The following is a 23,750-nucleotide window of genomic DNA, read 5'->3' on the forward strand; positions in this document are numbered from 1 at the left end:
GGCGGCTATGATGAATGTATAGCCGTTTTGTAATTGTTATAACTGCTTTAAAAATCGTACTGAGGGGGCAAAAAATGCAGAGCCCATATCCGCCTGAGTAAAATCAAGCCAGTGATCATAATTCTCTCCCTGCCCTAGTCGGTTAGTTAGCACTTTTTCGAATGCATCCCCTTTAGCAGAGCACGTGATCACTAACATACCTTGCTCATACACATCGCCATAAGGCATGCTTTGGTTAAGTAACAGTGCCTGACCTTGGTCATCTTTTAATTCACTGCGGGTCGCATGACTACTTTCAAGTGCGGGGCTGAGTAAGGTATTATCAAGGCGTGTGCGACCCATTATTTGCTCTTGTTCATGTAATGACAAATGCTGCCACAAGCTCAAGTCATGTTTGAAACGCTGCACATGAATGTAACTACCTTGGTCTTCAAAACTATCCGGTTTGTTTACTAACGCCGTTACACGTTTTTGACGGCCATGTGGGGTATCGCCCGCATAAATAAAGCCGTTAAAATCACGGCCATCTAAAAAGCGAAAATTACGAATTTGTTCCACCAGCTCAACATCAGGGGTGAATAGTTTGAGTATTTGTAGTGCAAACAAGTGGTTCACGTCTTCTCTGTCTGAGCGGATTTGCACAAACAAATCACATGGCCTTGCACTCATAACAAAGTCACTATGGGTAATATTAGGAAAGCTTTGCAGCTCACTTGGCATGAAGTCAGGTAAAATATGCGGCCAATATTGCGCACCAATTGCCACCATGCAAGAAAGCATAGATTCAGAGAACTGATCACTAAACTCATCTTCAATATCGCTCACTTGTTTAAGCTTAGCGCGAAGTGATTCGTCGTGACCGTCAAGTACATTAAAAAATAAGTGCAAACCGTGTAAGTTTGCTTCAGCACAAATCCCTGATTGCGCTTGCACCATTGTTATTCCTTACTTTTTAGAGCAAAACACTGTGATTAATTACGATTTAAAAAAATTCACCGTGTGCGGTTTTATTTTTATTATAACCTGTTCATTAATTTCAAATGACTGGCCATACTGAGCTGCAACTTCTATTTCTTGTTCAGCAATAACCACAGTGTATACATAGGCAGAGCCGATGAAACGACTACTTAGTATTGTAACGCACTCACACTGCAGCAGCTCGTTATTGTTATTAGTGGCAAGCTCAAGCTGGTGTGGACGCACATAAATAACACCCTTTTCAACCACTGCGTGTTGTTGTGGCAGTATTGATTCGACCACACCAAATTGTGTTTCATATTCAGTGGCTGTTAATGCAGTTGCGCTTAAGTATATGCCCTGACCCAGAAATTCTGCAACCTCCTTTGAACTTGGTTTGGCAAAAAGCTGCTCTGGCGTGCCTTGCTGCGCAATTTTACCTTTATGCATAACCGCAAGCGTATCTGAAAATGCAAACGCCTCCTCTTTTGAGTGAGTAACAAACACTGCCGACACTTGCTGAGCTTTAATAATACGCCTAATATCGGCGATTAACTCAAACCGAACTTGGGTATCAATATTAGAAAATGGCTCATCTAACAATAGTAAGCTGGGTTTATAAGCTAATGCACGTGCAATCGCTACTCGTTGCTGTTGGCCACCAGAGAGTTGATGAGGGTATCTATCGGCACACCCAACCAAGTGCACAAGCTTTAACATTTCATCCACGCGAGCTTGTTTATCCGCTTTACTCATATCGTTTAGGCCAAAGCCAATGTTATTCGCTACTGTTAAATGTGGGAATAGTGCGTAGTCTTGAAACATCATGCCAATATTACGATGCTCTGGTGACACAAATGTATTGGCATCACTGACTAACTTACCATCAATAAATACCTGTCCTTGCTTGGCTTCAATTAACCCTGCAATGGCTTTAAGTGTGGTGGTTTTGCCGCAGCCACTGGCACCGAGTAAACACACTATTTCGTCTTTACCTAAGGTTAAGTCTAAATCATCTACAACCTTAGTCCCGTTATATGCATAGCTCACGCCTTGTAAAATCAAACTACTCATTTAACTACGTTGCTCCATTGAACGATTAATAAAATATAACGGAATAAAGCCAACCACCACTATGAATAAAGCTGATATGGAGGCCAGCTCTAATTGTTCATCGCTGACATATTGAAACACGTGCGTAGCTAAACTTTCAAAATCAAAAGGCCTTAACAGTAAGGCTGCGGGCAGCTCTTTCATACACTCAATAAAGACCAATAAACCAGCGGTTAATAAGCCTCGGCGTAATAAAGGCAAATGCACTAAGCGTAACGTGTGGCCTTGGCTTTTCCCCATTGACTGGCTTGCCATATCAAGCGAGGGGCTAATGCGTGAAAAGCTTGATTCTATGGCACCATGAGCCACGGCGTAAAACCGCACTATATAAGCAAAAATAATAGTAAGTAAGCTGCCAGTAAGTAATAAACCAATGTCTAAATCATAAGGAGTCAGAATACGGTTAATGGTATTTTCTAATAATGTGAGTGGCAGCAATACCGCAATCGCTAATACTGTGCCTGGTAGCGCATACCCGGTACTTGCTAAACGCCCAGGTATAAGTGGGTTTGCTTGTTTTGCAATGCGCTGATAAAACACCACTAAAACACTCAATACAATAGTCACCACACTCACTACTGCGGCCACTTTCAAACTTTGCCATGCATAACTAAAAAATTCACTACTCCACGCTTGATCAAAATACGTGATTGCATACTTGAGCAAAACAACCATAGGAATAATAAATGAGATTATTAAAATAAGGCTACAAAACCCTGTTGCTAACCATGCAGACTTACCTTTAAGAATATAAAGCGCCTCACTGTTCACACTTGACTGACGCTCAAATACAGCTTGGTTACGACGGCTAAAACGCTCGGTGATCAATGCTAAGAATAGCAGTAACAACATCACCCCTGAAATTTTTGCTGCTGCAGTTAATGAGTAATAACCAAACCAAGTATCGTATACTGCGGTGGTTAATGTACTGACGGCAAAGTAGCTAACGGTAGCAAAATCAGCCATGGTTTCCATGCTGATCAAAGCAAGTGCCGCAACAATAGCACCACGAGAAAGCACTAGGCTTACTTTAAAAAAGCTTTTCCATGCACTTAATCCCATTAATTGGCTTGCTTGGACTAATTTAAAGGATTGTTCACGTAGTGCGGTTTTAAAAATTAAATATAAATACGGGTAGAGTACCAGCGCAATCATGATGATAGCCCCTGGCAAAGTGCGTATATCAAAAAACCAGTAATCATTGGGTGATTGCCAACCAAACCACTCTCTTAGTGTTATTTGTATCGGCCCAGCGTAGTCGAGTAAATCCGTGTACACATAAGCAATAATATAGGTAGGCATGGCAAGCGGCAGCATCAGTGCCCATTCAAACTGTTGTTTACCAGGAAAACGGCAATAAGCGGTGAGCCAACCCAGTGGCAACGCAATCAGGCAACTAAGTAACCCAACACCTAAAACCAGTAATATGGTATTACTTATATAATCCCACAGCACGGTATTCCACAGGTGGGTAAATACCTCTGAGTCGCCTTGTAAAGATTCTACTAGCAGAAAAAACAACGGAGTCGACAGTAACAAACCCGTCGACCACGCAATAAGCTGCCACTTCGACAGCTGAAATTTATAAGTCATTAAAGATCGAACTTCACCTCATCAATTAGCTTAAGGGCTAACGGACGATATTTGCTAATTTCATCAAGCGGTAAGCTGTCTTCCTTAAAGCTTCCCCACGATGCAACCAAACTTGAAAGCTTAACACCTGGCTTGACCGGATACTCCATATTGAGCGAGGCATACATATTTTGCGCCTTATTGTCGGTCATATACTCTATAAGTTTCAAGGCATTTTCAGGGTTTTTAGCATACTTAGTAATTACCGCACCCGATACGTTAATATGCGAACCATGGTTAGTTTGGTTTGGAAAATTAATATTAACTGCATCTGCCCATGGTTTTTGCGCTTCATCTTGCAACATTTTACCTAAGTAGTAACTGTTACCTAAGGCTAAATTACATAAACCTTCTTTAACAGCTTTAACTTGCGCACGATCATTTCCCTGCGGCTTACGCGCTAAATTCGCTTTTACACCCTCTAGCCATGTTTTAGTCTGTACTTCACCATGATGAGCAATCATAGAAGCCACTAACCCTAAGTTATACGGGTGCTTACCAGAGCGAGTACAAATTTGACCTTTATATTCAGGTGCAGCTAAATCTTCATAACTCAGCTCAGGCAAGGGACCTAAGCGCTCTTTTGAAGAGTAAACATTACGCACTCGTTTAGTGAGCGCCACCCACTGACCATCGCCATCACGAAATGCAGCCGGCACATTATTATTAACCTGCTCGCTCTCAATAGTTTGCGTAAGCTTTAGCTCTTCTAACTGAATTAACGCACTAAAGTTAGAGGTTAATACTAAATCAGCTTTGCTGTGCTTGCCTTCACGCTTAACACGCTCGATTAGGCCTTTTTTAGCAAACACAACATTAGTTTTAATGCCTGTTTGCTGTGTAAAATCATCTAAAATAGGTTTAATTAAAAAAGGTTGTCTAAATGAGTAAATATTCACAACATCGGTTGCAACAGCAGGTGCTGAGACAATTAACCCAACAACAAGCGCGAGTGTTTTTTTCATATTTTCTTACCTGATTAATAATTATTATCATTAATTTTACCGCGATGAACTAAAAAGTGCACACTTTATATAATTACTTAGTGATAAATACGCCCAAAAAAGAAAACCCTTGTAAGATATCTCTTACGCTTATGACAGCAAATGAGTAAAAACACCCTGCATAACACCCCATAAATATAGCAAGCCATTGTATTTTAAATAATTTATAAATATTTCATTTGTAAGAACATAAACCATAAGCGGTTTTATCCTACATTTACTGCAAATCACTCTCTATAATTAATCCATAAATAAGCAACGACGCTTACCGAGTAAATGGAAACGGATTAGCTACTCGAATACCAAGGTTTGGTTTTTAGGATAACAGGGATTTAAGGACAGGCTCAGGATGAGTATCGCAATGGATTGTTGCACAAGGGATAGCATCAGGATGATGCGTAATGGATAACAACAGCGGAATAGTTGTTTATAAAGGATAGGGAATAAGAAGGACAGGCCTTTAGGGTAACACAACGGAATGGTAGCAAAAGGGATGCACTAGGATGTGCAATAAGGATTGGTAATAGATTTTACCTTACAGGATGTTTTAGGGAATTATGGAGACAGGCCCGGATAGCCTATATTACATAGAACTAGAAAGTAATATTGTAATAACACGGATCGTAAAAATTGGAGTTGATTAGGTTCAATTGCAGGATGCAACAAAGTTAGAAGATTCCGCAAGCGCGACTAGAGATGGTTCGCGCTTTTCTTTTGCCTAAAAGTCAGCGGTCAGCCAAAATTATATATGTTTACGCTATACTCAAGTGTCAAATTCAGCTTTTTTCGTATTAATACCCTGCACTTTATTCAGGCCTGCCTTTGTTACGCTTACCAAGTAAATAAGCGTCGCGAAACTTAATAAAATGCTGCTCTAATTTAGTACTTGCATCAACTTCACCAGCTAATGCCAATACCATAATAGCCACTTCTGCCGTACCTAACTGGTGAGCATGGGGAGCTACACGTAATCGGTAATCAGAGAGTTTTTCTGCGGTAATAGAAAGCACAGGTAAGTTATCTAAATAAGGACTCTTACGAATCATTTTTTTAGCTTCACGCCATGTACCATCTAAAAATATAAACAATGGCTGTTTACCTTCAAGCGTTTCAACCTGGGTTACCACCCTATCAGTTTCAACATCTTCAGCCGGAAAAATCACAAAAGGCTGATATTTATCATTATTCAACAAGGCTAATAAAGCAGGATCTGGAGAGGTTCTATCCCAACGAAACGCATAATTATCGGGGACTATTTCAGCAATTAAACGCCCAGTGTTAGACGGTTTAAAACTTTCATTGTGATACATCAATAAACATACAGCAGCGTTGCAGCTTGCGTACTCAGCGCCCTCACAAATACAGTAATGCTTGGCAATTAAGCATTGCTCACAGCGATCCATTTTTCCACCACGGGCATTAAACTCACGTCGAGATTCACTTATTTGCTGGGCACGTAATGCTAAAACTGAATTTTTTAAACTCTGGGTCACTGTGGGTATTTACCTATAAATTGATGGCTGCGCATTGTAGCTAAAATAAAAGAAAATAGATATCTGCGGGCTACGGGCTACGGGCTACGGGCTACGGGCTACGGGCGCTAGTAAAATAAAACACCGAGCTTTTTGCAAGCATAACTTTTATGTTGCAGGCGTGAATTTATCTCGCGCAGGTTTAATTTAGGGTTTTAAGCCCGTTGGCCGACACTCGCAGCTCGACATGCTTTAGTCTTTGTTTTTGCACCATAGAGACTGCGCTACACAGAACAATCTTTTGCTAAACGCTGAGGCTATAAAAACAAAAAACCCAAGCCGAGGCTTGGGTTTTTTATCGCGATTAACTAAAAGAAATTACTTCTTCTTTTTAACTGCTTTTTTGTTTGGTAAATCAGTGATTGAACCTTCAAATATTTCAGCAGCAAGGCCGATTGATTCGTTCAATGTTGGGTGAGCATGAATTGTTAGCGCTAGGTCTTCACCATCTGCACCCATTTCAATACCTAGACCGATTTCGCCCAGCATTTCGCCTGCGTTAATACCAATCATAGCACCACCGATAATACGGCCGCTTTCTTTATCAAAAATAAGCTTAGTAGAACCTTCAGTACGTGAAGAAGCAATAGCACGACCCGATGCAGCCCAAGGGAATACAGCTGTTTCAATGCTTAAACCTTGCTCTTTCGCTTCTTTTTCAGTTACACCCGCCCATGCAATTTCAGGGTCAGTGTAAGCAATTGAAGGAATACACTTAGGATCAAAGTAATGTTTTTGACCAGAGATAACTTCTGCTGCAACATGGCCTTCATGAACCGCTTTATGCGCAAGCATAGGTTGACCCACTAAGTCACCAATCGCAAAAATATGTTCTACGTTAGTACGTAATTGCTTATCAACGTTAATAAAACCACGCTCATCAACATTCACACCCGCTTTATCAGCGTCTAACATGTTACCATTTGGTGTACGACCTACAGCAACAAGTACTTTGTCGTAACGTACTGGCTCTGCCGGTGCATTTTTGCCTTCAAACGTAACATATAAACCGTCGTCTTTTGCTTCAACGCCAGTTACTTTAGTTGAAAGCATTACATTAAACTTGTCTTTAACATGCTTTTGGTAAATTTTAATGATGTCTTTATCAGCAGCAGGAACAAGTTGGTCTGCAAATTCTACAACATCAATTGCAGAACCTAGTGCACGGTAAACCGTACCCATTTCAAGACCGATAATACCACCACCTAAAACAAGTAGCTTTTCAGGAACATCTTTAAGCTCTAGCGCGCCCGTTGAATCAATAACGCGATCATCCTCAGGGATGAAAGGTAAGTTTACAGGTTTAGAACCCGCAGCAATAATTGCGTTATCAAAGGTAATGGTTGTTTTACCGTCAGCGCCTTCAACATCTAAAGTATTGCTACCAGTAAATTTACCATAACCAGATACAACTTTTACTTTACGCATTTTAGCCATGCCGTCTAAGCCACCTGTAAGCTGACCAACAACAGAGTCTTTCCAAGAACGAACTTCATCTAAGTCAATTTTTGGTGCGCCAAAAGTAACGCCGTGAGATGACATTTCTGCAGCATCATCAATCACTTTAGCTACGTGTAAAAGTGCTTTAGAAGGAATACAACCAACATTAAGACATACACCGCCTAATGTCTCGCGAGATTCTACTAATGTAACTTCTAAGCCCAAGTCAGCAGCGCGAAAAGCCGCAGAGTAACCACCAGGACCACCGCCTAGTACAACAACTTGAGTTTTTAATTCGTTGCTCATGCTATTACCTTTATTGTTTGAACGGGACACAGCCCCAAAATTTAACTGCCATGTTTCTGCAAGGCAGAAAAGGGCATTTGTGCAAATATTGTATCATTGCAAATGATAAAAATCCCAGCTAAAAACAACTGGCTGGGATTTGATTTTACTCACTCTGTAGTGATCACATCACTAACTGGCGTATATCACTCATGTAACTTGCAAGAGTAACAGTAAAGCGTGCAGCAAGTGCACCGTCAATCACTCTATGGTCGTAAGACATTGAAAGTGGAACCATTAGCTTAGGCTCAAACTCTTTACCATTCCACTTAGGCTTCATTTCAGATTTTGACACACCTAAAATTGCCACCTCAGGCGCATTCACAATCGGCGTAAATGCCGTACCGCCAATGCCACCTAGGCTTGAAATAGTAAAACAACCACCTTGCATATCTGATGAACTTAACTTGCCATCACGCGCTTTAACAGACACTTCCATTAGTTCACGAGATAGTTCAATAATGCCTTTTTTATCAACATCTTTAAACACTGGTACAACTAAGCCATTTGGCGTATCAACCGCTACACCAATATTAATGTACTTTTTAAGGATTAAGCTTTCGCCATCCTCTGAAAGCGATGAGTTGAATGTAGGGAACTCAGCAAGCGCTTTAGCAGCTGCTTTCATTACAAACACGAGTGGCGTAATTTTAACGTCTAGCTTTTTCTTCTCGTTAAGGGCATTTTGCTCTTTACGGAATTGCTCAAGGCTCGTGATATCCGCTTCATCAAACTGGGTAACATGTGGGATTTGCACCCAGTTACGGTGTAAGTTTTTACCTGACAGCTTTTGGATACGAGAGAGTTTTTTCTCTTCTATTTCACCAAACTTAGCAAAATCAACTTTTGGCCATGGAATTAAACCAAGCTCACCGCCACCCGCATTGCCTTTAGCTGCTGGTACTTGACCAGACTCAACTTGCTTAACCAGTTGCTTAACATAGTTTTGCACGTCTTCTTTAACAACACGGTTTTTACGGCCCGTGCCTTTAACGTTGGCAAGGTTAATACCAAACTCACGTGCTAAACGGCGAACTACTGGCGATGCATGTGCATAAGCGCTGTTGTTTTCAAAGCTTTCAGAGCTTGCTTTAGCAGATGATGCTGCTGGTTTTGACTCAGCCTGAGCTGCCGGCTTAGATTCTGTTTTAGGCGCTGGTGCTGATTTTTCTGCAGGTGCTGCAGCTGTTGCACTACCAGCCACTTCAAATACAAAAATCAATGAGCCAGTTTTAACTTTATCGCCAGTCGCTACTTTAATCTCTTTAACAGTACCTGCAAACGGCGCCGGTACTTCCATAGCTGCTTTGTCGCCTTCAACGTTTAAGATAGATTGCTCTTCTTCTACGCTATCGCCAACCGCAACCATAACTTCTGTTACTTCAACTTCGTCATCACCAATATCAGGCACGCTAACTTCTTTAGTGCTTGATGCCGATGCTTGTTCAGCAGGCTTCTCTTGTGCTTTTGAATCCGCTGCAGGGGCACTTTGGTTATCACCACCTGACACTTCAAAAACAAATACTAATGAACCCGTTTTCACTTTGTCACCAGTATTTACTTTAATTTCTTTTACTGTACCGGCAAAGGGTGCTGGTACTTCAATTGCCGCTTTGTCGCCTTCAACGTTTAAGATAGATTGCTCTTCTTCTACGCTATCGCCAACCGCAACCATAATTTCAGTTACTTCAACTTCGTCATCACCAATATCTGGCACTGTGACTTCTTTGGTTGATGAAGCCGATGACGCAGCAGGTGCTGCTTTCTCGGTTTTTTCAGCTTCTTTAGAGTCAGCAGCAGAATCTTGCGCTTCACCTTCAAAGATGAACACTAAAGTGCCAGTGGTAACAGTGTCACCCACATTTACTTTAATTTCTTTTACCGTACCGGCTTGTTCAGCAGGTACTTCCATCGCAGCTTTATCACCTTCAACACTTAATAGTGATTGGTCAACTTCAACTTTATCGCCAACGCTCACTAGTATTTCGGTTACTTCTACTTCATCGCCACCGATATCAGGTACTTTAATTTCAATACTCATTGCAAACCTCTTATGCGTACAGTGGATTTAGTTTGTTCGTGTCGATGTTGAATTTTTTAATTGCTTCAACAACTACTGACTTTTCAACTTCACCACGTTTAGCAAGTTCAGATAATGTCGCAACTACCACGTAGCTTGCGTTAACTTCAAAGTGACGACGTAGGTTTTCACGGCTGTCTGAACGACCGTAACCATCTGTACCCAATACTTTGTAGTTATTGCTTGGAATAAATGAACGCGCTTGTTCTGCGTAGTTTTTCATGTAATCCGTTGCAGCAACAGTGACAGAGTCGTTTAATACGCTAGTAATGTATGGCGTTTTTAGCTCGCTTTCTGGGTTAAGCATGTTGAAACGTTCAACATCTTGTCCATCACGGGTAAGTTCATTGAATGAAGTTACTGAGTAAACATCAGACGCAATACCAAACTCTTCGCTTAAGATTGCAGCAGCTTTGCGCACTTCAGTCATGATAGTACCTGAGCTTAATAGCTGTACGTTGGCTTTTTTACCTTCGTAGCTTTCTAGCTTGTAGATACCTTTACGAATACCTTCTTCAGCGCCTTCTGGCATTGCTGGCTGATGGTAGTTTTCGTTCATTAGCGTTAGGTAGTAGTAAATATTTTCTTGCTCTTCACCGTACATACGACGAATACCGTCTTGCACGATAACCGCTACTTCAAATGCATAAGTAGGATCGTAAGAAATACAGTTAGGTACCGTGTTTGCAAGAATGTGGCTGTGCCCATCTTCATGCTGTAAGCCTTCGCCATTTAGCGTTGTACGACCCGCTGTAGCACCTAATAAGAAACCACGTGCTTGTTGATCCCCTGCCATCCATGCCATGTCGCCAACACGTTGGAAACCAAACATAGAGTAGTAAATGTAGAATGGGATCATCGGTAAGTCGTTAGTGCTGTAAGATGTTGCAGCAGCAACCCATGACGACATTGCACCTAGCTCATTAATCCCTTCTTGTAGTACTTGTCCTGAGGTTGCTTCTTTGTAGTAAGAAACAATATCACGGTCTTGAGGGGTGTAATTTTGGCCATGTGGGTTGTAAATACCGATTTGACGGAATAAGCCTTCCATACCAAAAGTACGTGCTTCATCGGCAATAATTGGCACAATGTTTTTACCAATGCCTTTATCTTTTAATAAGATATTAAGTGCACGTACAAAGCCCATAGTAGTTGAAATATCACGCTTTTGCTCTTCAAGTAATGGCTTGAACGCATCTACTTCTGGTAACTGTAACTTTTCAGAGAACTTGGCAATACGTGTTGGCGTGTAACCTTGAAGCGCCTCACGACGTGCATGAAGATACTTGTACTCTGGAGAATCTTTTTCAAGCTCTAAGTATGGTAGCTCTTTTAATTGCTCTTCAGATACTAAATCATCTAAGCCTAAACGTGAGCGTAAGTGAGCCACATGCGACATATCCATTTTCTTAACTTGGTGCGCAATGTTTTTACCTTCAGCCGCTTCACCCATACCGTAACCTTTTACTGTTTTAGCAAGGATTACTGTTGGACGACCTTTCGTCTCTTCTGCTTTTTTAAATGCAGCAAACAGTTTTGAAGGCTCATGACCACCGCGCTTAAGGGCGAAAATTTCTTCATCGGTCATATCAGCAACAAGCGCTGCTGTTTCTGGGTAACGACCAAAGAAATGTTCACGTACGTACGCGCCATCTTTTGCTTTATATGTTTGGTAATCACCATCAACAGTTTCGTTCATTAACTGTAGTAATTTACCTGTGGTGTCTTTAGCAAGCAGAATATCCCAACCGCTACCCCAAACAAGTTTAATAACATTCCAGCCAGCGCCTTTAAATAACCCTTCTAGCTCTTGAATGATTTTACCATTACCCATTACAGGGCCATCTAAGCGCTGTAGATTACAGTTAATTAAGTAACATAGGTTATCTAACTTCTCACGGGCAGCAAAAGAGATAGCACCACGTGATTCTGGCTCATCCATTTCACCATCACCTAAGAACGCATATACACGTTGGTTTTTAGTGTCTTTTAAGCCACGACCATCTAAGTACTTTAAGAAACGCGCTTGGTAAATTGAAGAAATTGGACCTAAACCCATAGATACCGTTGGGAACTGCCAAAACTCAGGCATTAATTTAGGGTGAGGGTAAGAAGGTAGGCCTTTGCCATCTACTTCCTGGCGAAAATTATCAAGCTGTTCAGCACTTAAACGCCCTTCAACAAATGCACGCGCATAAATGCCCGGAGAAATATGACCTTGATAGTAGACTAAGTCGCCGCCATCAACATCATTTGGCGCTTTAAAGAAGTGGTTAAAGCACACCTCATAAAATGCTGCAGACGACTGGTAAGACGCCATATGGCCGCCTAAGTCGAGATCTTTTTTCGATGCACGCAATACAATCATAATCGCGTTCCAGCGAATAATTGAACGAATACGGCGCTCAAGATTTACATCACCAGGGTAGGCAGGTTCTTGATCAACCGGAATCGTATTAACGTAGTTTGTGTTAATGCCTGTTGGCATATCAACACCGTCTAAACGGGCTTGCTCTAACACTTGCTCAAGTAAAAACTGAGCTCGTTCAACACCTTCTTCGCGCACAACCGATTCAAGAGCTTGTAACCACTCTTGTGTTTCTAGCGCGTCTACGTCAATTTTATTGACTTCAGACATATGGAGGTTTCCTTATGTTTAAAATACTAATTTTATGTATTGAATACTTCACTGTTAACTCAAGTTAACAGTAAATGTACTTGCTTAATTTTGTTTGGTGCGTCTTAAACTACGTTCAATTCGCGAATGCTCTTTACCCGCTTCAAGCAATGCTTCTTCAATATAGGCTAAATGCGCATTACTCGCTAAGCGAGCTTGTTCAGGATTACCGTCAATCACTGCATCCATTAATAAACGCCTGTGCTCAGCTAATTGGCTGCTTATATCTGACTTTTTAAGTAACACCGTTAAATTTTGTAAAACATTCTGCTCAAGTAAGCTTTGCATCCCTCTTACTAAGTGCAGTAACACTACGTTATGAGACGCCTCAGCGATGCAAAAATGAAAGTCATTAATAGCTTTGGCTTTTTGCTTTAATTCATCTTTAGCTAATGCAATCTGCTCAAAGCTCTGTTTTACTTTTGCAAAATCGTTGCTTGTTCCGCGAAGTGCTGCGTAATAAGCCGCAATTCCCTCTAGCGCATGACGAAATTCTAATAAATCAAATTGCGATTCGGGGTGTTTACTGATCAAATCAAACAACGGATCAGTCAGCCCCTCTTCCAATTGATTTTTTACATACGTTCCACCACCTTGACGACGGGTTACGAGCCCTTTTGCCTCAAGCTTTTGAATGGCTTCACGCAACGACGGACGCGACACTTCAAATTGCTTAGCGAGTTCACGCTCCGGTGGTAACTTTTCTCCTGGTGCTAACGACCCCTCAAGAATCATGTTCTCAAGTTGTTGTAAAATAACATCAGATAATTTTGCCGCTTTAATTTTTAAAGACATCAATCAACGTCCGCGTTGTATAAGTGCTAGCAGCCCATTAAATAAGGCTTTTAACTGAATGACCTGACCAAAAGGTAAATTGGTCATACCAAATTTTGCCATACGTTATCAAAAACCGTAATTACTGTCAATTTACAGCAGTTTTAAAGCCCTAAGGCCAGCGTAACGTAATTTAAACAAAGTTCAAATAATACACAGATCACAGAGGGTAAAGAAAGGTTAATAAGATGAAAAACAAATGGTCAGACCAGCTAACTTTGATTTTTGGGGTTCGGGGTTCGGGGTTCGGGGTTCGGGGTTCGGGGTTCGGGGTTCGGGGTTCGGGGTTCGGGGTTCGGGGTTCGGGGTTCGGGGTTCGGGGTTCGGGGTTCGGGGTTCGGGGTTCGGGGTTCGGGGTTCGGCAGTAGGATAAAACATAGCACCTAATATAAACATACTTTTATATTGTAAGTGAGAATTTACCTCGCGCATGTTTAGGGTCTAGGCTCTAGGTTAAAGGTCAAAGGTTTTAAGCCCGTTCCCCGTTGCTCGTAGCCCGCCAACACCAAACTAAACACAGTGCTTGGCTTAATTTCTACCTAACACCTATGACCTAACCCCTAGTCTTTAACTTAAACCACCAAATAAAGTCATTAAGGCAATTAACACTAAGTAAAAAAGTACATTACGCTTGACCAGTTTGATCATGCAGGTGGCTTCAAAGGTGCAGCCGTAATAGCGCTTTTCAACTTGTTCGGCGGCCAATGCCGTATAGGTAACAACCTTGCGGTTAGGGCTTGAAAAGTCAAATACGTAGCGCAGCCAGCAACTAGTGCCTTTGTTAAAGTTACCAATCACTAAATAACCAAAGCTAGTAATGCGTGCTGGTAACCAGTCTAGCCAAAACAGCAAGCGGTGAATGAGCTTAAAGTGCTTGGCAATGACTTCATCACGGTTATCACTCACTAAGTCAGCAAAGGTACGTACTAATGCATAAAAAACAGCACCGGCAACACCCAATATTACAAACCAAAATATAACCGCACAATAAAACCGGAAATTAACCCACGCTAATGTTTGGCCTAAGGTTTCACCACCTTGCTGCTCCTCTGTGCGCTTTTGCCCCAATTGCAAAGCATATAAAGTGGCGGCAGTTTGGTCACCTCGAGTTAATGCATTGAGGTACGACTTATATAAGGCACGCTGTTTAGCACAACCGAAGCACACCAATAACACCGCTACATTAAAAACCAGCTGCCACAATGCAAAATCAGATAAAAAAACAAACAAGCAACCGCAATCACCGGCAGCAATAACCAAATTAAAAACCCAGTAGCCGTGCCAAATAAACCTTTATTCGTTAATAAATTAACACTGCGATTTAAGTAGCTGTTGGCATAATGGCTTATTTGCCAATGCGCAGAGCGAGCACCTAAACGCTCAAGTATCAGTGCTATTATTATTGAAACCAAAATCATGTAGTTACTCGCTTAATTTAGGGTCTGTTGACCTTTGCGGATTATAATTTGTTCAAACTAGGGGCGATTTAATCGCGGTGCGAGGTTTGTAACCTAGTGGGCTAAGTCAAAACCGAGCAACAAAGAGTAAATCGTCCCTAGGCAGAACCCGAAGGGCAGCGCCTGTTTGGCATTGATGCTACGTTATCGCCTATTTATGGGGAATAACCACACCACATAGGCGCTGCCTTGCCTAAATACCAAACAGACTGCTGCAAATTTAACCTTGAAAGGTCAACAGACCCTAGTTATTTAATTAGGTTAAAAAACTTACGCCAGTTAAAACTCGCTCCGGGGTCAGTTTTTCGCCCAGGGGCAATATCGCAATGCCCTACTATATTACTGGCTGTTATTTTTGGGTAGCGCTGCATTATAGCTTGCGCCAATGTGGCTAAACTTTGATATTGCGCATCGGTATAATTAGTTGTATCTGTGCCTTCAAGCTCTATACCTATACTAAAATCATTACAATTTTGTTGCCCAGTAAAGTAGGAACGCCCTGCGTGCCATGCGCGTTTTTCAAAAGGCACATATTGTATAACTTCGCCGCAGCGCTTAATAAAACAATGCGCTGATACCCTAAGCCCTTCTAGGTCACTAAAGCTAGAATGTGCATTGCAATCAATATTCCCCATAAATAAATCATCAACGTAGGGGGTGTTAAACTCCCCTGCTGGTAATGAAATATTATGAATAACTAGCAGCGAAATATCGCAGTGAGCAGGTCGCTCGTCAAAGTGGCTACACGCCCGCTGGCTAATATTATTTATAACGCCTAAAGAATCTATTTTCATACTATTTGATTTAAACTTATATGCCCGATGTCAAATGCTCTTTGAGTAAAATGGTAGGGATTGGTGTCAAGTCCGTTGCCCGTTGCCCGTTGCCCGTTGCCCGTTGCCCGTTGCCCGTTGCCCGTTGCCGAAAAATTTAAAACACTATTGTAAATATATTCAACACAGTGTTTGCTCAAAATAGCTGCTTGAGATAGATTTATTATCTAGAGCTCAGGTTAATCAACCAAAATTGATGTATATCAAGATGCTAATAGATTTAACCACATAAAGATAGCGTAATACCAAACGATAAAATATGATTAGCGCGTTAATTTTTAGTTTAGTTGTTAGCGGCTTCTAATTAGTAATTAAACAGAGTAAAATTTAGTTAATTTATTATCTACTATGAGCTTTTTCATGTCTATTTCGCATATCCTAATTAGCCAACTTGTTACTTTAGCACTGGATGAAGACCTAAATAACCAAAGCGCAGAACAAGGCGATATTACCGCACAGCTTATTCCTCAAGCAGAGCAAGCCAATGCGAAAGTGATCTCCCGTGAAGACTGCATTTTTTGTGGTAAAGACCTAATCATTGAAGTATTCAAACAAGTCGACCCAAGTGTAGTTGTAAATATATGCGTGAACGACGGCGACTTTGTGAGTGCCAATAGCACCCTATTTACTGCATCAGGCTCTGCACGCGCTATTTTAACGGCTGAGCGAACAGCACTTAATTTTGTACAAACGCTTTCAGGCACAGCCACCACCACCGCGCATTATGTAAAAGAGCTAAGTGGCACTAGCACGCAACTACTCGATACCCGTAAAACCATTCCGGGGCTAAGAGCATTGCAAAAATATGCTGTTAAGTGTGGCGGCGGTGCAAACCACCGAATTGGATTGTTTGATGCGTTTTTAATTAAAGAAAACCACATAGCAGCCTGCGGAGGAATTAATAACGCCGTAGCTCAAGCTAAGCTAAATCATGCCGATAAACCTATAGAGGTTGAGGTTGAATCGTTTGATGAGCTAGAGCAAGCCATTGGCGCAGGCGCTGACATTATAATGCTAGATAATTTTAATCCTGAGCAAATACGCCAAGCGGTTACCATTACAAATAAGCGCGCTAAGTTAGAAGTATCAGGTAATATGACCTTAGAAACGCTAAAAGCCTACTCACAAGCTGGGGTCGACTTTATCTCAAGTGGTGCGCTTACAAAAAATTTACAATCAATCGATTTATCGATGCGATTTGAATAAATAATGTAAAAACTATTTATAGTTTCTTGCGCTAATTGATTGACAGCTTTTAAAAAGAGCATTAAATAATCCTAAAGGACTATTTGTAACAAGTTATTAAATAAAGGCGTTTTTTATAAAGTTTTTAAATACAAAAGCGCAATAAACAGTGTTAGACTCATTCATATTGACTAGTTTTAAATACTTAATTAGTTAAAAAGAATGGAGAAGCATTTGTAAGGGACAGAATAAAAATAAACGACAAGGTTTATTTTTATAATTAACTTGTAACTTACGCGGGTTATAACTAACTTTTAATGGTTGGGTTTATACTCAAATAAGGGACGAGAAACGAATAACCGCCATGCTGTGCGTTACTTTTGGGTCATTGCTTTGAGGTCATTACTTTAAGGTAATAACTTTAAAATAGTGACTACCAATAGTGCTGAAATGCCACTTGGCAAAGATGATTTTATTTTTTGTAGTAACAGGTTAAGTAAACAACATAAGTTATATTTATAATTTATACCCGTTTGGCTTACCACAACATTATCCTTTAGGAGAGGAAACATGCAAACAATGACACAACAAAACCAAAAGGGTTTCACCCTAATTGAATTAATGATTGTAGTAGCAATCATCGGTATTTTAGCAGCAGTTGCATTGCCTGCTTATCAAAATTATACAGCTAAGTCTCAGGTTACAGCATGTTTAGCGGAAATTTCACCGGGTAAAACTGCATTCGAAATTAAAATGAATGAAGGTACGGCGTCTGCAAGTATGACAACTGCAGAAATGGGTATAAATAACAAAGCTTGCTCTGGAACAGTAATCACATCTACACCAGCCGATGGTTCTGGTTCAATCGTTGGAACTGTTGATGGTGGACCTGCTGTAAATGGCAAAAAGGTAACACTATCTCGTTCAACAGAAGGAGCTTGGACTTGTTCAACAGATGCGGATGCAGAGCACAAACCAACCGGTTGTGATGGTACTGCTAGTACTGGTACTGGTACTGGTACTGGTGGATAATAGCAGAACACAGAAGAAAAAATTAAGCGCTCTTTTGAGCGCTTTTTTCTTCACAGTAAGTTATGCTTTAATAAACAGTTGGAAGTAATATTTGTGGCAAAAAAGCAAGAAGACAGAGGCTTAGATACCTTCCAATGGGTGGGTGTTAGTGCTCGAGGGAAAAAGCTTGAAGGTGAATTATCTGGCTCAAGCATAGCTTTAGTTAAGGCACAATTACGCAAACAAGGTATTACCCCCTCAAAAGTAAAACGTAAAGCCAAGCCCTTGTTTGGCTTGCAAAGCGTGAAAAAAATCACCCCTAAAGATATTGCTTTAGTTACTCGACAAATTGCTACTATGTTAATGGCGGGTGTACCGCTGATACAATCCATTGAAATGATAGGCTCAGGCTCCACCAATAAAAGCGTGAGTAAGCTCATGAGTGCTATTGGCGATGAAGTAAAAGCGGGGTTACCGCTTTCTAACGCACTTAGGAAATACCCTCGTTATTTTGATGATTTATATTGCGATTTAGTAGCCTCAGGCGAACAGTCGGGCTCGCTTGATAAAATATTTGACCGCGTTGCGCTTTATAAAGAAAAGTCAGAAGCACTTAAATCAAAAATTAAAAAAGCCATGTTTTATCCAGCAGCAGTGTTAGTTGTGGCGTTCGTTGTTACCTCAATATTGCTGATATTTGTAGTACCGCAATTTCAAGATATCTTTTCTGGCTTTGGTGCCGAACTGCCAGCCTTTACCTTATTTGTGATTGGCATTTCAGAATTTATGCAAGCAAATTGGTGGATAGCCCTCATTGGCGTTGTGGCATTTGGTTATATATTTAAAGAAGCACATTTAAGAAGTTTAAAACTGCGTGATGCCACCGACCGTGCCATACTTAAACTCCCTGTTGTCGGCATGATTTTAAATAAAGCTGCCGTGGCACGTTATGCCCGTACTTTATCGACTACTTTTGCTGCGGGTGTACCATTGGTGGATGCTTTGGATTCTGCAGCTGGTGCCTCAGGCAACGCAGTTTACCGTTATGCTATTTTAGAAATAAAAGCCGAGGTAAGCTCAGGCAACCAAATGAACTGGGCGATGCGTAACTCTAAAATATTCCCCGATATGGTAATACAAATGGTTGCCATTGGTGAGGAGTCAGGATCGCTTGATGGCATGCTGGCTAAAGTTGCCACTATTTATGAGCAAGAAGTGGATGACGCAGTAGATGGCTTATCTAGCTTACTTGAGCCATTAATCATGGCGGTGTTAGGCGTATTAGTTGGCGGCTTAATTGTGGCCATGTACTTACCTATATTCCAACTAGGTTCAGTTATTTAGCTTCGAGTTTCTAGGCCCGTTGCCCGCAACTAAAGTGCGCGGCATAAAGCCCCGCCTACAGAACAATTAAAACGGCGGTAGTTCCCTACAACTCGCGCCCGTAACCTTAACTACCTCTAAAAGCGAAGCGTCTCTTAACCTCTTTGTGAATAATGGCCTTGCGCGGCATAAAGCCCCGCCTACAGAATAATTAAAACGGGGTGGTTCCCTGCAACTCGCGCCCGTTACCCGTAACCTTAAATACCTCTAAAAACGAAGCGTCTCTTAACCTCTTTGTGAATAATGGCCTTGCGCGGCATAAAGCCCCGCCTACAGAATAATTAAAACGGGGTGGTTCCCTGCAACTTGCCGCCCGTTACCCGTAACCTTAACGACCTCTAAAAGCGAAGCGTCTCTTAACCTCTTTGTGAATAATAGCCCTGCGCGGCATAAAGCCCCGCCTACAGAACAATTAAAACGCGGGGGCCCCGCATCTCGTTGCCCGTTGCCCGAGCCTTTAACCTTTAACCTTGAACCTTGAACCTTGAACCTTGAACCTTGAACCTTGAACCTCGAACCTCGAACCTCGAACCTAACTTTGCACTTATATAAAACCACTGTATTATCAACACAGAATTTAGTTTTAGGTAAAATAAATGCAAAGTATTTTTATTGATATCAGCAACGCGATGCAGGCTAACTTATGGTTTTATTTGACCACGATTGGCCTTGTGAGTGTATGTATTGGTAGCTTTTTAAATGTGGTGATATATCGCTTGCCACTGATGATGCAAAAAGAATGGCAAACTGAATGCCGCTTATTATTAGCCGATGAACTAACCAGCCCAAAGGCTGAACAGACCACTTCACAAACTACTGGCACGTTTAATTTAGTTAAGCCCAACTCATGTTGTCCTAAGTGCAAAGCAGCCATTAAACCATGGCAAAACATTCCTATATTTAGTTGGTTATTTTTAAAAGGTAAATGCGCAACCTGTGATAACCCAATATCAGTGCGTTACCCAACCGTTGAAGCCATTACCGCTATTTTGAGCCTAGTTGTTGCTTACACTTTTGGCGCAACTGAGCAGGCTTTATTGTACATTGTAGTGACTTGGGCATTGGTAGCACTGACTTTTATTGATATTGATCACATGCTACTGCCAGATCAGCTTACTTTGCCGCTTTTATGGCTGGCGTTAATCGCCTCAGTTATGGGTTATACCATAGCCCCTAGCGATGCCATTATTGGTGCAGCATGTGGTTATTTAAGCTTGTGGAGTGTGTTTTGGCTGTTTAAGCTAATTACTGGCAAAGAAGGTATGGGTTATGGCGACTTTAAATTACTGGCGGTATTTGGCGCACTGCTGGGTTGGCAATCATTATTGACCATTATTTTACTCTCAAGCGTAGTTGGCGCTGTTATTGGCGTTGCCCTACTGAGTATTCAAGGTAAAGACAAAGCAACGCCTATTCCTTTTGGTCCTTATTTAGCAATAGCCGGTTGGATAACTATGCTGTGGGGTACACAACTACAAAACAGCTATTTTAATTTTATTGGTTACTAACTATGAGTAATACACAACACCATAAAAATAACTGGGTGCTGGGCCTAACCGGTGGGATTGGCTGTGGTAAAACCGCAGTTAGCGATATGTTGGCAGAGCTAGGCATTACTATTGTTGATGCTGATATTGTAGCTCGCCAAGTGGTTGAACCTGGCTCAGAAGGGCTTAATGCCATTATTAAGCATTTTGGCTCTGACATACTCGATGAACATGGCGCATTAAACCGTAGCGAGCTAAGAGCACGTATTTTTAGTAACCTTGAGCAAAAAACATGGCTCAATAAGCTGTTGCATCCTTTAATACGCACTAAACTGCTCACTGACTTAAAAAACGCGCAAAGCGACTATGTGGTTTTAGTTGCCCCGTTATTATTTGAAAATGAGCTTGATCGCTACTGTAATCGTACTTTACTAATTGATGTACCAGTAGAAATACAAATTACCCGCACCACAAAACGTGACAATATTAGCTCTGAACAAGCAAAACAAATTATTGACGCACAGATATCTCGTGAGCATAAACAACAAAAAGCGGATGATATTTTAAATAATAACCGCGATTTAAACGATGTAAAACAAGACTTACTTAAGCTACATAGTTATTATTTACAGCAAGCAAAGTCTACAATATAGAGTGACTGACCCAATCACAGCGCAATAAACTGATATTTTTTATCGGTAAATTATCTGCTGCATTGGTACGATTAATGTATTCCTTTCTTTTTTCTGATAAATTGCTGAGTAAAGAAGGATTAAATCAGGTGCGCAATGAATATTAACTCACCGTTACTAAGAAAATTTATTACCCTCGGCCGTGTCGATACCGATACCGTAAAAGCCAGGCAGCAAGACTTTGCGTCAACCGCAGAACTTATTTCTAAATGCGGAAAAATAGATAGCAACGATTTAGCTGAGCAATGTATTGATTTGTTTAGAGTGCCTTTTTTTGATTTAAAAGACTTTAATGTTGCACAAATTCCAGCAGAGCTGGTTAAAGAAAAGCTAATTCGCAAGCACCATATTTTACCTTTGGTACAAAAAGGCAGAAAAGTATATATTGCCGCCTCAGATCCTACCGATTATGGTGCCTTTGAAAACTTTGAATTTAGCACCGGTTTATCGTGTGAAGTGGTGGTGGTTGACTACCTACAGCTTGACCATAAAATTGAGCAACTATTGGATGCTGCAGGTAGCTTAAATTTAAGTGAGGATGAATTTAAAGAGTTTGCTGAACTAGATTCTGAGCCACAAAAAGACCATACGCCAAAAGACGATGACAAAGACGACGCCCCTATTATTGTTTACATTAATAAAATTTTAATGGACGCAATAAAAAAAGGCGCCTCAGACTTACACTTTGAACCTTATGAACATAAATACCGTATTCGCTTTCGCATCGACGGAATTTTACATGAGGTAGCCAGCCCGCCAAACACCTTGGCCAGTAAGCTATCTGCCCGTATAAAAGTTATGTCGCGCCTTGATATCGCTGAAAAACGTAAGCCACAAGATGGCCGTATAAAACTCAAAGTGACAGAACGTAAAAGTATTGATTTTCGTGTTAGTACCATGCCTACCTTATGGGGCGAAAAAATTGTAATGCGTATCCTCGATTCATCAAGTGCCATGTTAGGTATTGATGTATTAGGTTATGAACCTGAGCAGAAAAAACTCTACCTCGATGCATTAGAGCAACCACAGGGGATGATTTTAGTTACCGGCCCAACTGGCTCAGGTAAAACCGTCTCCCTGTATACGGGTTTAAATATACTCAATCAGCCAGAGCGAAACATCAGTACCGCCGAAGATCCGGTAGAAATTAACCTCGAAGGGGTTAATCAGGTACAAATAAACATTAAAGCCGACATGACCTTTGCTAATGCTTTACGAGCGTTCTTACGTCAAGATCCCGATGTAGTAATGGTAGGTGAAATACGAGATTTAGAAACCGCTGAAATATCAATAAAAGCGGCGCAAACCGGTCACTTAGTACTATCAACGCTACATACTAACTCTGCACCTGAAACCATAACTCGTTTGTTAAACATGGGCGTACCCGCGTATAATGTGGCCAGTTCAATTAGCTTAATAATCGCTCAGCGATTAGCGCGCCGATTATGCTCTAAATGTAAAACGCCAGAGCAATTACCGCGTGAAGAACTTATTCGCCAAGGCTTTAGTGAACAACAAATACAGGATATGGTTTTGTATGCCCCTAAAGGCTGTGAAAGCTGTACTGAGGGCTATAAAGGCCGTGTTGGTATTTACGAGGTTATGAAAATCACCCCCGAAATAGCGCAAATTATAATGCGTGGTGGTAACTCATTAGAAATTGCTGAGGTATCACTTAAAGCAGGGTATAACAATTTACGTTTATCGGGTATTCGTAAAGCAGCAGAGGGTGTGACCTCGCTGGCTGAGATAAACCGCGTTACTAGTTTTTAAATAAAATGCTTAGTTGCTGAACGATAAATTGAGCAGCCAAGCCTATATTAATTTGAGAGTAAATTATGCCAACTATGGTTAACTGCCCAACCTGCAAAGTAAAAGTAGAATGGTCAGCACAAAGTCCGCACCGCCCTTTTTGCTCAAAGCGTTGCCAACTTATTGACTTAGGAGAGTGGTCGTTTGAAAATAATAAAATTTCAGCACCCATCACCTCTGCAGATGAATTCAATCAAGACATGATTGAAGACATTGAAGCAATGATGGCAAAAAATGAAGATGACTTTTTTAAATAATCACTCGTGTAATATAAAA

General features: G+C 41.1%; 17 protein-coding genes and 1 pseudogene. 7 read left to right on the top strand and 11 right to left on the bottom strand.

The annotated features are described in order from the left end of the window. Positions 1–36: 36 nt before the first annotated feature. The 11 genes and pseudogenes from AB8618_RS13525 to ampD all read right to left on the bottom strand — a co-directional run bounded on the left by AB8618_RS13525 (position 37) and on the right by ampD (position 15,865). Positions 37–936 carry a Dyp-type peroxidase gene (locus AB8618_RS13525; RefSeq protein WP_413400810.1) on the bottom strand — a complete coding sequence of 300 codons (900 nt, stop codon included), beginning with the start codon at positions 934–936 and terminating at the stop codon, positions 37–39. Positions 937–975: 39 nt separating this feature from the next. Then, positions 976–2,031, bottom strand: a complete 1,056-nt coding sequence (locus AB8618_RS13530; protein WP_413400811.1) for an ABC transporter ATP-binding protein — start codon at positions 2,029–2,031, stop codon at positions 976–978. Beyond that, positions 2,032–3,663 carry an ABC transporter permease gene (locus tag AB8618_RS13535; protein WP_413400812.1) on the bottom strand — a complete coding sequence of 544 codons (1,632 nt, stop codon included), beginning with the start codon at positions 3,661–3,663 and terminating at the stop codon, positions 2,032–2,034. After that, the gene (locus AB8618_RS13540) at positions 3,663–4,667 is read right to left on the bottom strand and encodes a Fe(3+) ABC transporter substrate-binding protein (RefSeq protein WP_413400813.1); all 1,005 of its coding nucleotides are present in this window, start codon (positions 4,665–4,667) and stop codon (positions 3,663–3,665) included. Before AB8618_RS13540 ends, AB8618_RS13535 begins: the two co-directional genes overlap by 1 nt. A gap of 845 nt (positions 4,668–5,512) precedes the next feature. After that, positions 5,513–6,199: a tRNA-uridine aminocarboxypropyltransferase gene (locus AB8618_RS13545; RefSeq protein ID WP_413400814.1), complete on the bottom strand. Its 687-nt coding sequence runs from the start codon at positions 6,197–6,199 to the stop codon at positions 5,513–5,515. A gap of 357 nt (positions 6,200–6,556) precedes the next feature. Continuing rightward, positions 6,557–7,984, bottom strand: coding sequence for a dihydrolipoyl dehydrogenase (lpdA, locus tag AB8618_RS13550; RefSeq protein WP_008114944.1), 1,428 nt, complete (start codon positions 7,982–7,984; stop codon positions 6,557–6,559). Between the two features lie 163 nt (positions 7,985–8,147). Then, the gene (gene aceF / locus AB8618_RS13555; protein WP_413400815.1) at positions 8,148–10,064 is read right to left on the bottom strand and encodes a pyruvate dehydrogenase complex dihydrolipoyllysine-residue acetyltransferase; all 1,917 of its coding nucleotides are present in this window, start codon (positions 10,062–10,064) and stop codon (positions 8,148–8,150) included. Between the two features lie 10 nt (positions 10,065–10,074). Then, the gene (aceE, locus tag AB8618_RS13560; RefSeq protein ID WP_413400816.1) at positions 10,075–12,741 is read right to left on the bottom strand and encodes a pyruvate dehydrogenase (acetyl-transferring), homodimeric type; all 2,667 of its coding nucleotides are present in this window, start codon (positions 12,739–12,741) and stop codon (positions 10,075–10,077) included. 84 nt (positions 12,742–12,825) lie between these two features. Further along, positions 12,826–13,575, bottom strand: coding sequence for a pyruvate dehydrogenase complex transcriptional repressor PdhR (pdhR, locus tag AB8618_RS13565; RefSeq protein ID WP_138608204.1), 750 nt, complete (start codon positions 13,573–13,575; stop codon positions 12,826–12,828). Between the two features lie 606 nt (positions 13,576–14,181). Continuing rightward, positions 14,182–15,032: pseudogene (gene ampE / locus AB8618_RS13570) on the bottom strand (beta-lactamase regulator AmpE). A 287-nt stretch (positions 15,033–15,319) separates the two neighbouring features. Further along, entirely contained in the window at positions 15,320–15,865 is a 546-nt protein-coding gene (gene ampD / locus AB8618_RS13575) for a 1,6-anhydro-N-acetylmuramyl-L-alanine amidase AmpD (protein WP_413400818.1), read from the bottom strand. 399 nt (positions 15,866–16,264) lie between these two features. On the opposite strand from ampD, the gene nadC reads away from it, so the two are divergent. The 7 genes from nadC to yacG all read left to right on the top strand — a co-directional run bounded on the left by nadC (position 16,265) and on the right by yacG (position 23,731). After that, positions 16,265–17,110, top strand: a complete 846-nt coding sequence (gene nadC, locus AB8618_RS13580) for a carboxylating nicotinate-nucleotide diphosphorylase (protein WP_413400819.1) — start codon at positions 16,265–16,267, stop codon at positions 17,108–17,110. Between the two features lie 549 nt (positions 17,111–17,659). Continuing rightward, complete coding sequence (locus AB8618_RS13585) at positions 17,660–18,121, top strand: pilin (protein WP_413400820.1); 462 nt, start codon at positions 17,660–17,662, stop codon at positions 18,119–18,121. Positions 18,122–18,214: 93 nt separating this feature from the next. After that, positions 18,215–19,444, top strand: a complete 1,230-nt coding sequence (locus AB8618_RS13590) for a type II secretion system F family protein (RefSeq protein ID WP_413400821.1) — start codon at positions 18,215–18,217, stop codon at positions 19,442–19,444. A gap of 635 nt (positions 19,445–20,079) precedes the next feature. Continuing rightward, positions 20,080–20,991: a prepilin peptidase gene (locus tag AB8618_RS13595; RefSeq protein ID WP_413400822.1), complete on the top strand. Its 912-nt coding sequence runs from the start codon at positions 20,080–20,082 to the stop codon at positions 20,989–20,991. 2 nt (positions 20,992–20,993) lie between these two features. After that, positions 20,994–21,623, top strand: a complete 630-nt coding sequence (gene coaE / locus AB8618_RS13600; RefSeq protein ID WP_413400823.1) for a dephospho-CoA kinase — start codon at positions 20,994–20,996, stop codon at positions 21,621–21,623. A gap of 135 nt (positions 21,624–21,758) precedes the next feature. After that, positions 21,759–23,435, top strand: a complete 1,677-nt coding sequence (gene pilB, locus AB8618_RS13605) for a type IV-A pilus assembly ATPase PilB (RefSeq protein WP_413400824.1) — start codon at positions 21,759–21,761, stop codon at positions 23,433–23,435. A 65-nt stretch (positions 23,436–23,500) separates the two neighbouring features. Further along, on the top strand, positions 23,501–23,731 hold the full coding sequence (yacG, locus tag AB8618_RS13610) for a DNA gyrase inhibitor YacG (RefSeq protein ID WP_054202591.1): 231 nt from the start codon (positions 23,501–23,503) through the stop codon (positions 23,729–23,731). The last annotated feature ends 19 nt before the right edge of the window (positions 23,732–23,750 follow it).

This window comes from Pseudoalteromonas sp. RW-H-Ap-1 (assembly GCF_048318575.1).
In the GTDB taxonomy this organism is placed as follows: domain Bacteria; phylum Pseudomonadota; class Gammaproteobacteria; order Enterobacterales; family Alteromonadaceae; genus Pseudoalteromonas.

Coding starts and splice junctions, on each gene's coding strand:
- AB8618_RS13525 (WP_413400810.1), bottom strand. CDS start 936: ATGGTGCAAGCGCAATCAGGGATTTGTGCTGAAGCAAACTTACACGGT.
- AB8618_RS13530 (WP_413400811.1), bottom strand. CDS start 2,031: ATGAGTAGTTTGATTTTACAAGGCGTGAGCTATGCATATAACGGGACT.
- AB8618_RS13535 (WP_413400812.1), bottom strand. CDS start 3,663: ATGACTTATAAATTTCAGCTGTCGAAGTGGCAGCTTATTGCGTGGTCG.
- AB8618_RS13540 (WP_413400813.1), bottom strand. CDS start 4,667: ATGAAAAAAACACTCGCGCTTGTTGTTGGGTTAATTGTCTCAGCACCT.
- lpdA (WP_008114944.1), bottom strand. CDS start 7,984: ATGAGCAACGAATTAAAAACTCAAGTTGTTGTACTAGGCGGTGGTCCT.
- aceF (WP_413400815.1), bottom strand. CDS start 10,064: ATGAGTATTGAAATTAAAGTACCTGATATCGGTGGCGATGAAGTAGAA.
- aceE (WP_413400816.1), bottom strand. CDS start 12,741: ATGTCTGAAGTCAATAAAATTGACGTAGACGCGCTAGAAACACAAGAG.
- pdhR (WP_138608204.1), bottom strand. CDS start 13,575: ATGTCTTTAAAAATTAAAGCGGCAAAATTATCTGATGTTATTTTACAA.
- ampD (WP_413400818.1), bottom strand. CDS start 15,865: ATGAAAATAGATTCTTTAGGCGTTATAAATAATATTAGCCAGCGGGCG.
- nadC (WP_413400819.1), top strand. CDS start 16,265: ATGTCTATTTCGCATATCCTAATTAGCCAACTTGTTACTTTAGCACTG.
- AB8618_RS13585 (WP_413400820.1), top strand. CDS start 17,660: ATGCAAACAATGACACAACAAAACCAAAAGGGTTTCACCCTAATTGAA.
- AB8618_RS13595 (WP_413400822.1), top strand. CDS start 20,080: ATGCAAAGTATTTTTATTGATATCAGCAACGCGATGCAGGCTAACTTA.
- coaE (WP_413400823.1), top strand. CDS start 20,994: ATGAGTAATACACAACACCATAAAAATAACTGGGTGCTGGGCCTAACC.
- pilB (WP_413400824.1), top strand. CDS start 21,759: ATGAATATTAACTCACCGTTACTAAGAAAATTTATTACCCTCGGCCGT.
- yacG (WP_054202591.1), top strand. CDS start 23,501: ATGCCAACTATGGTTAACTGCCCAACCTGCAAAGTAAAAGTAGAATGG.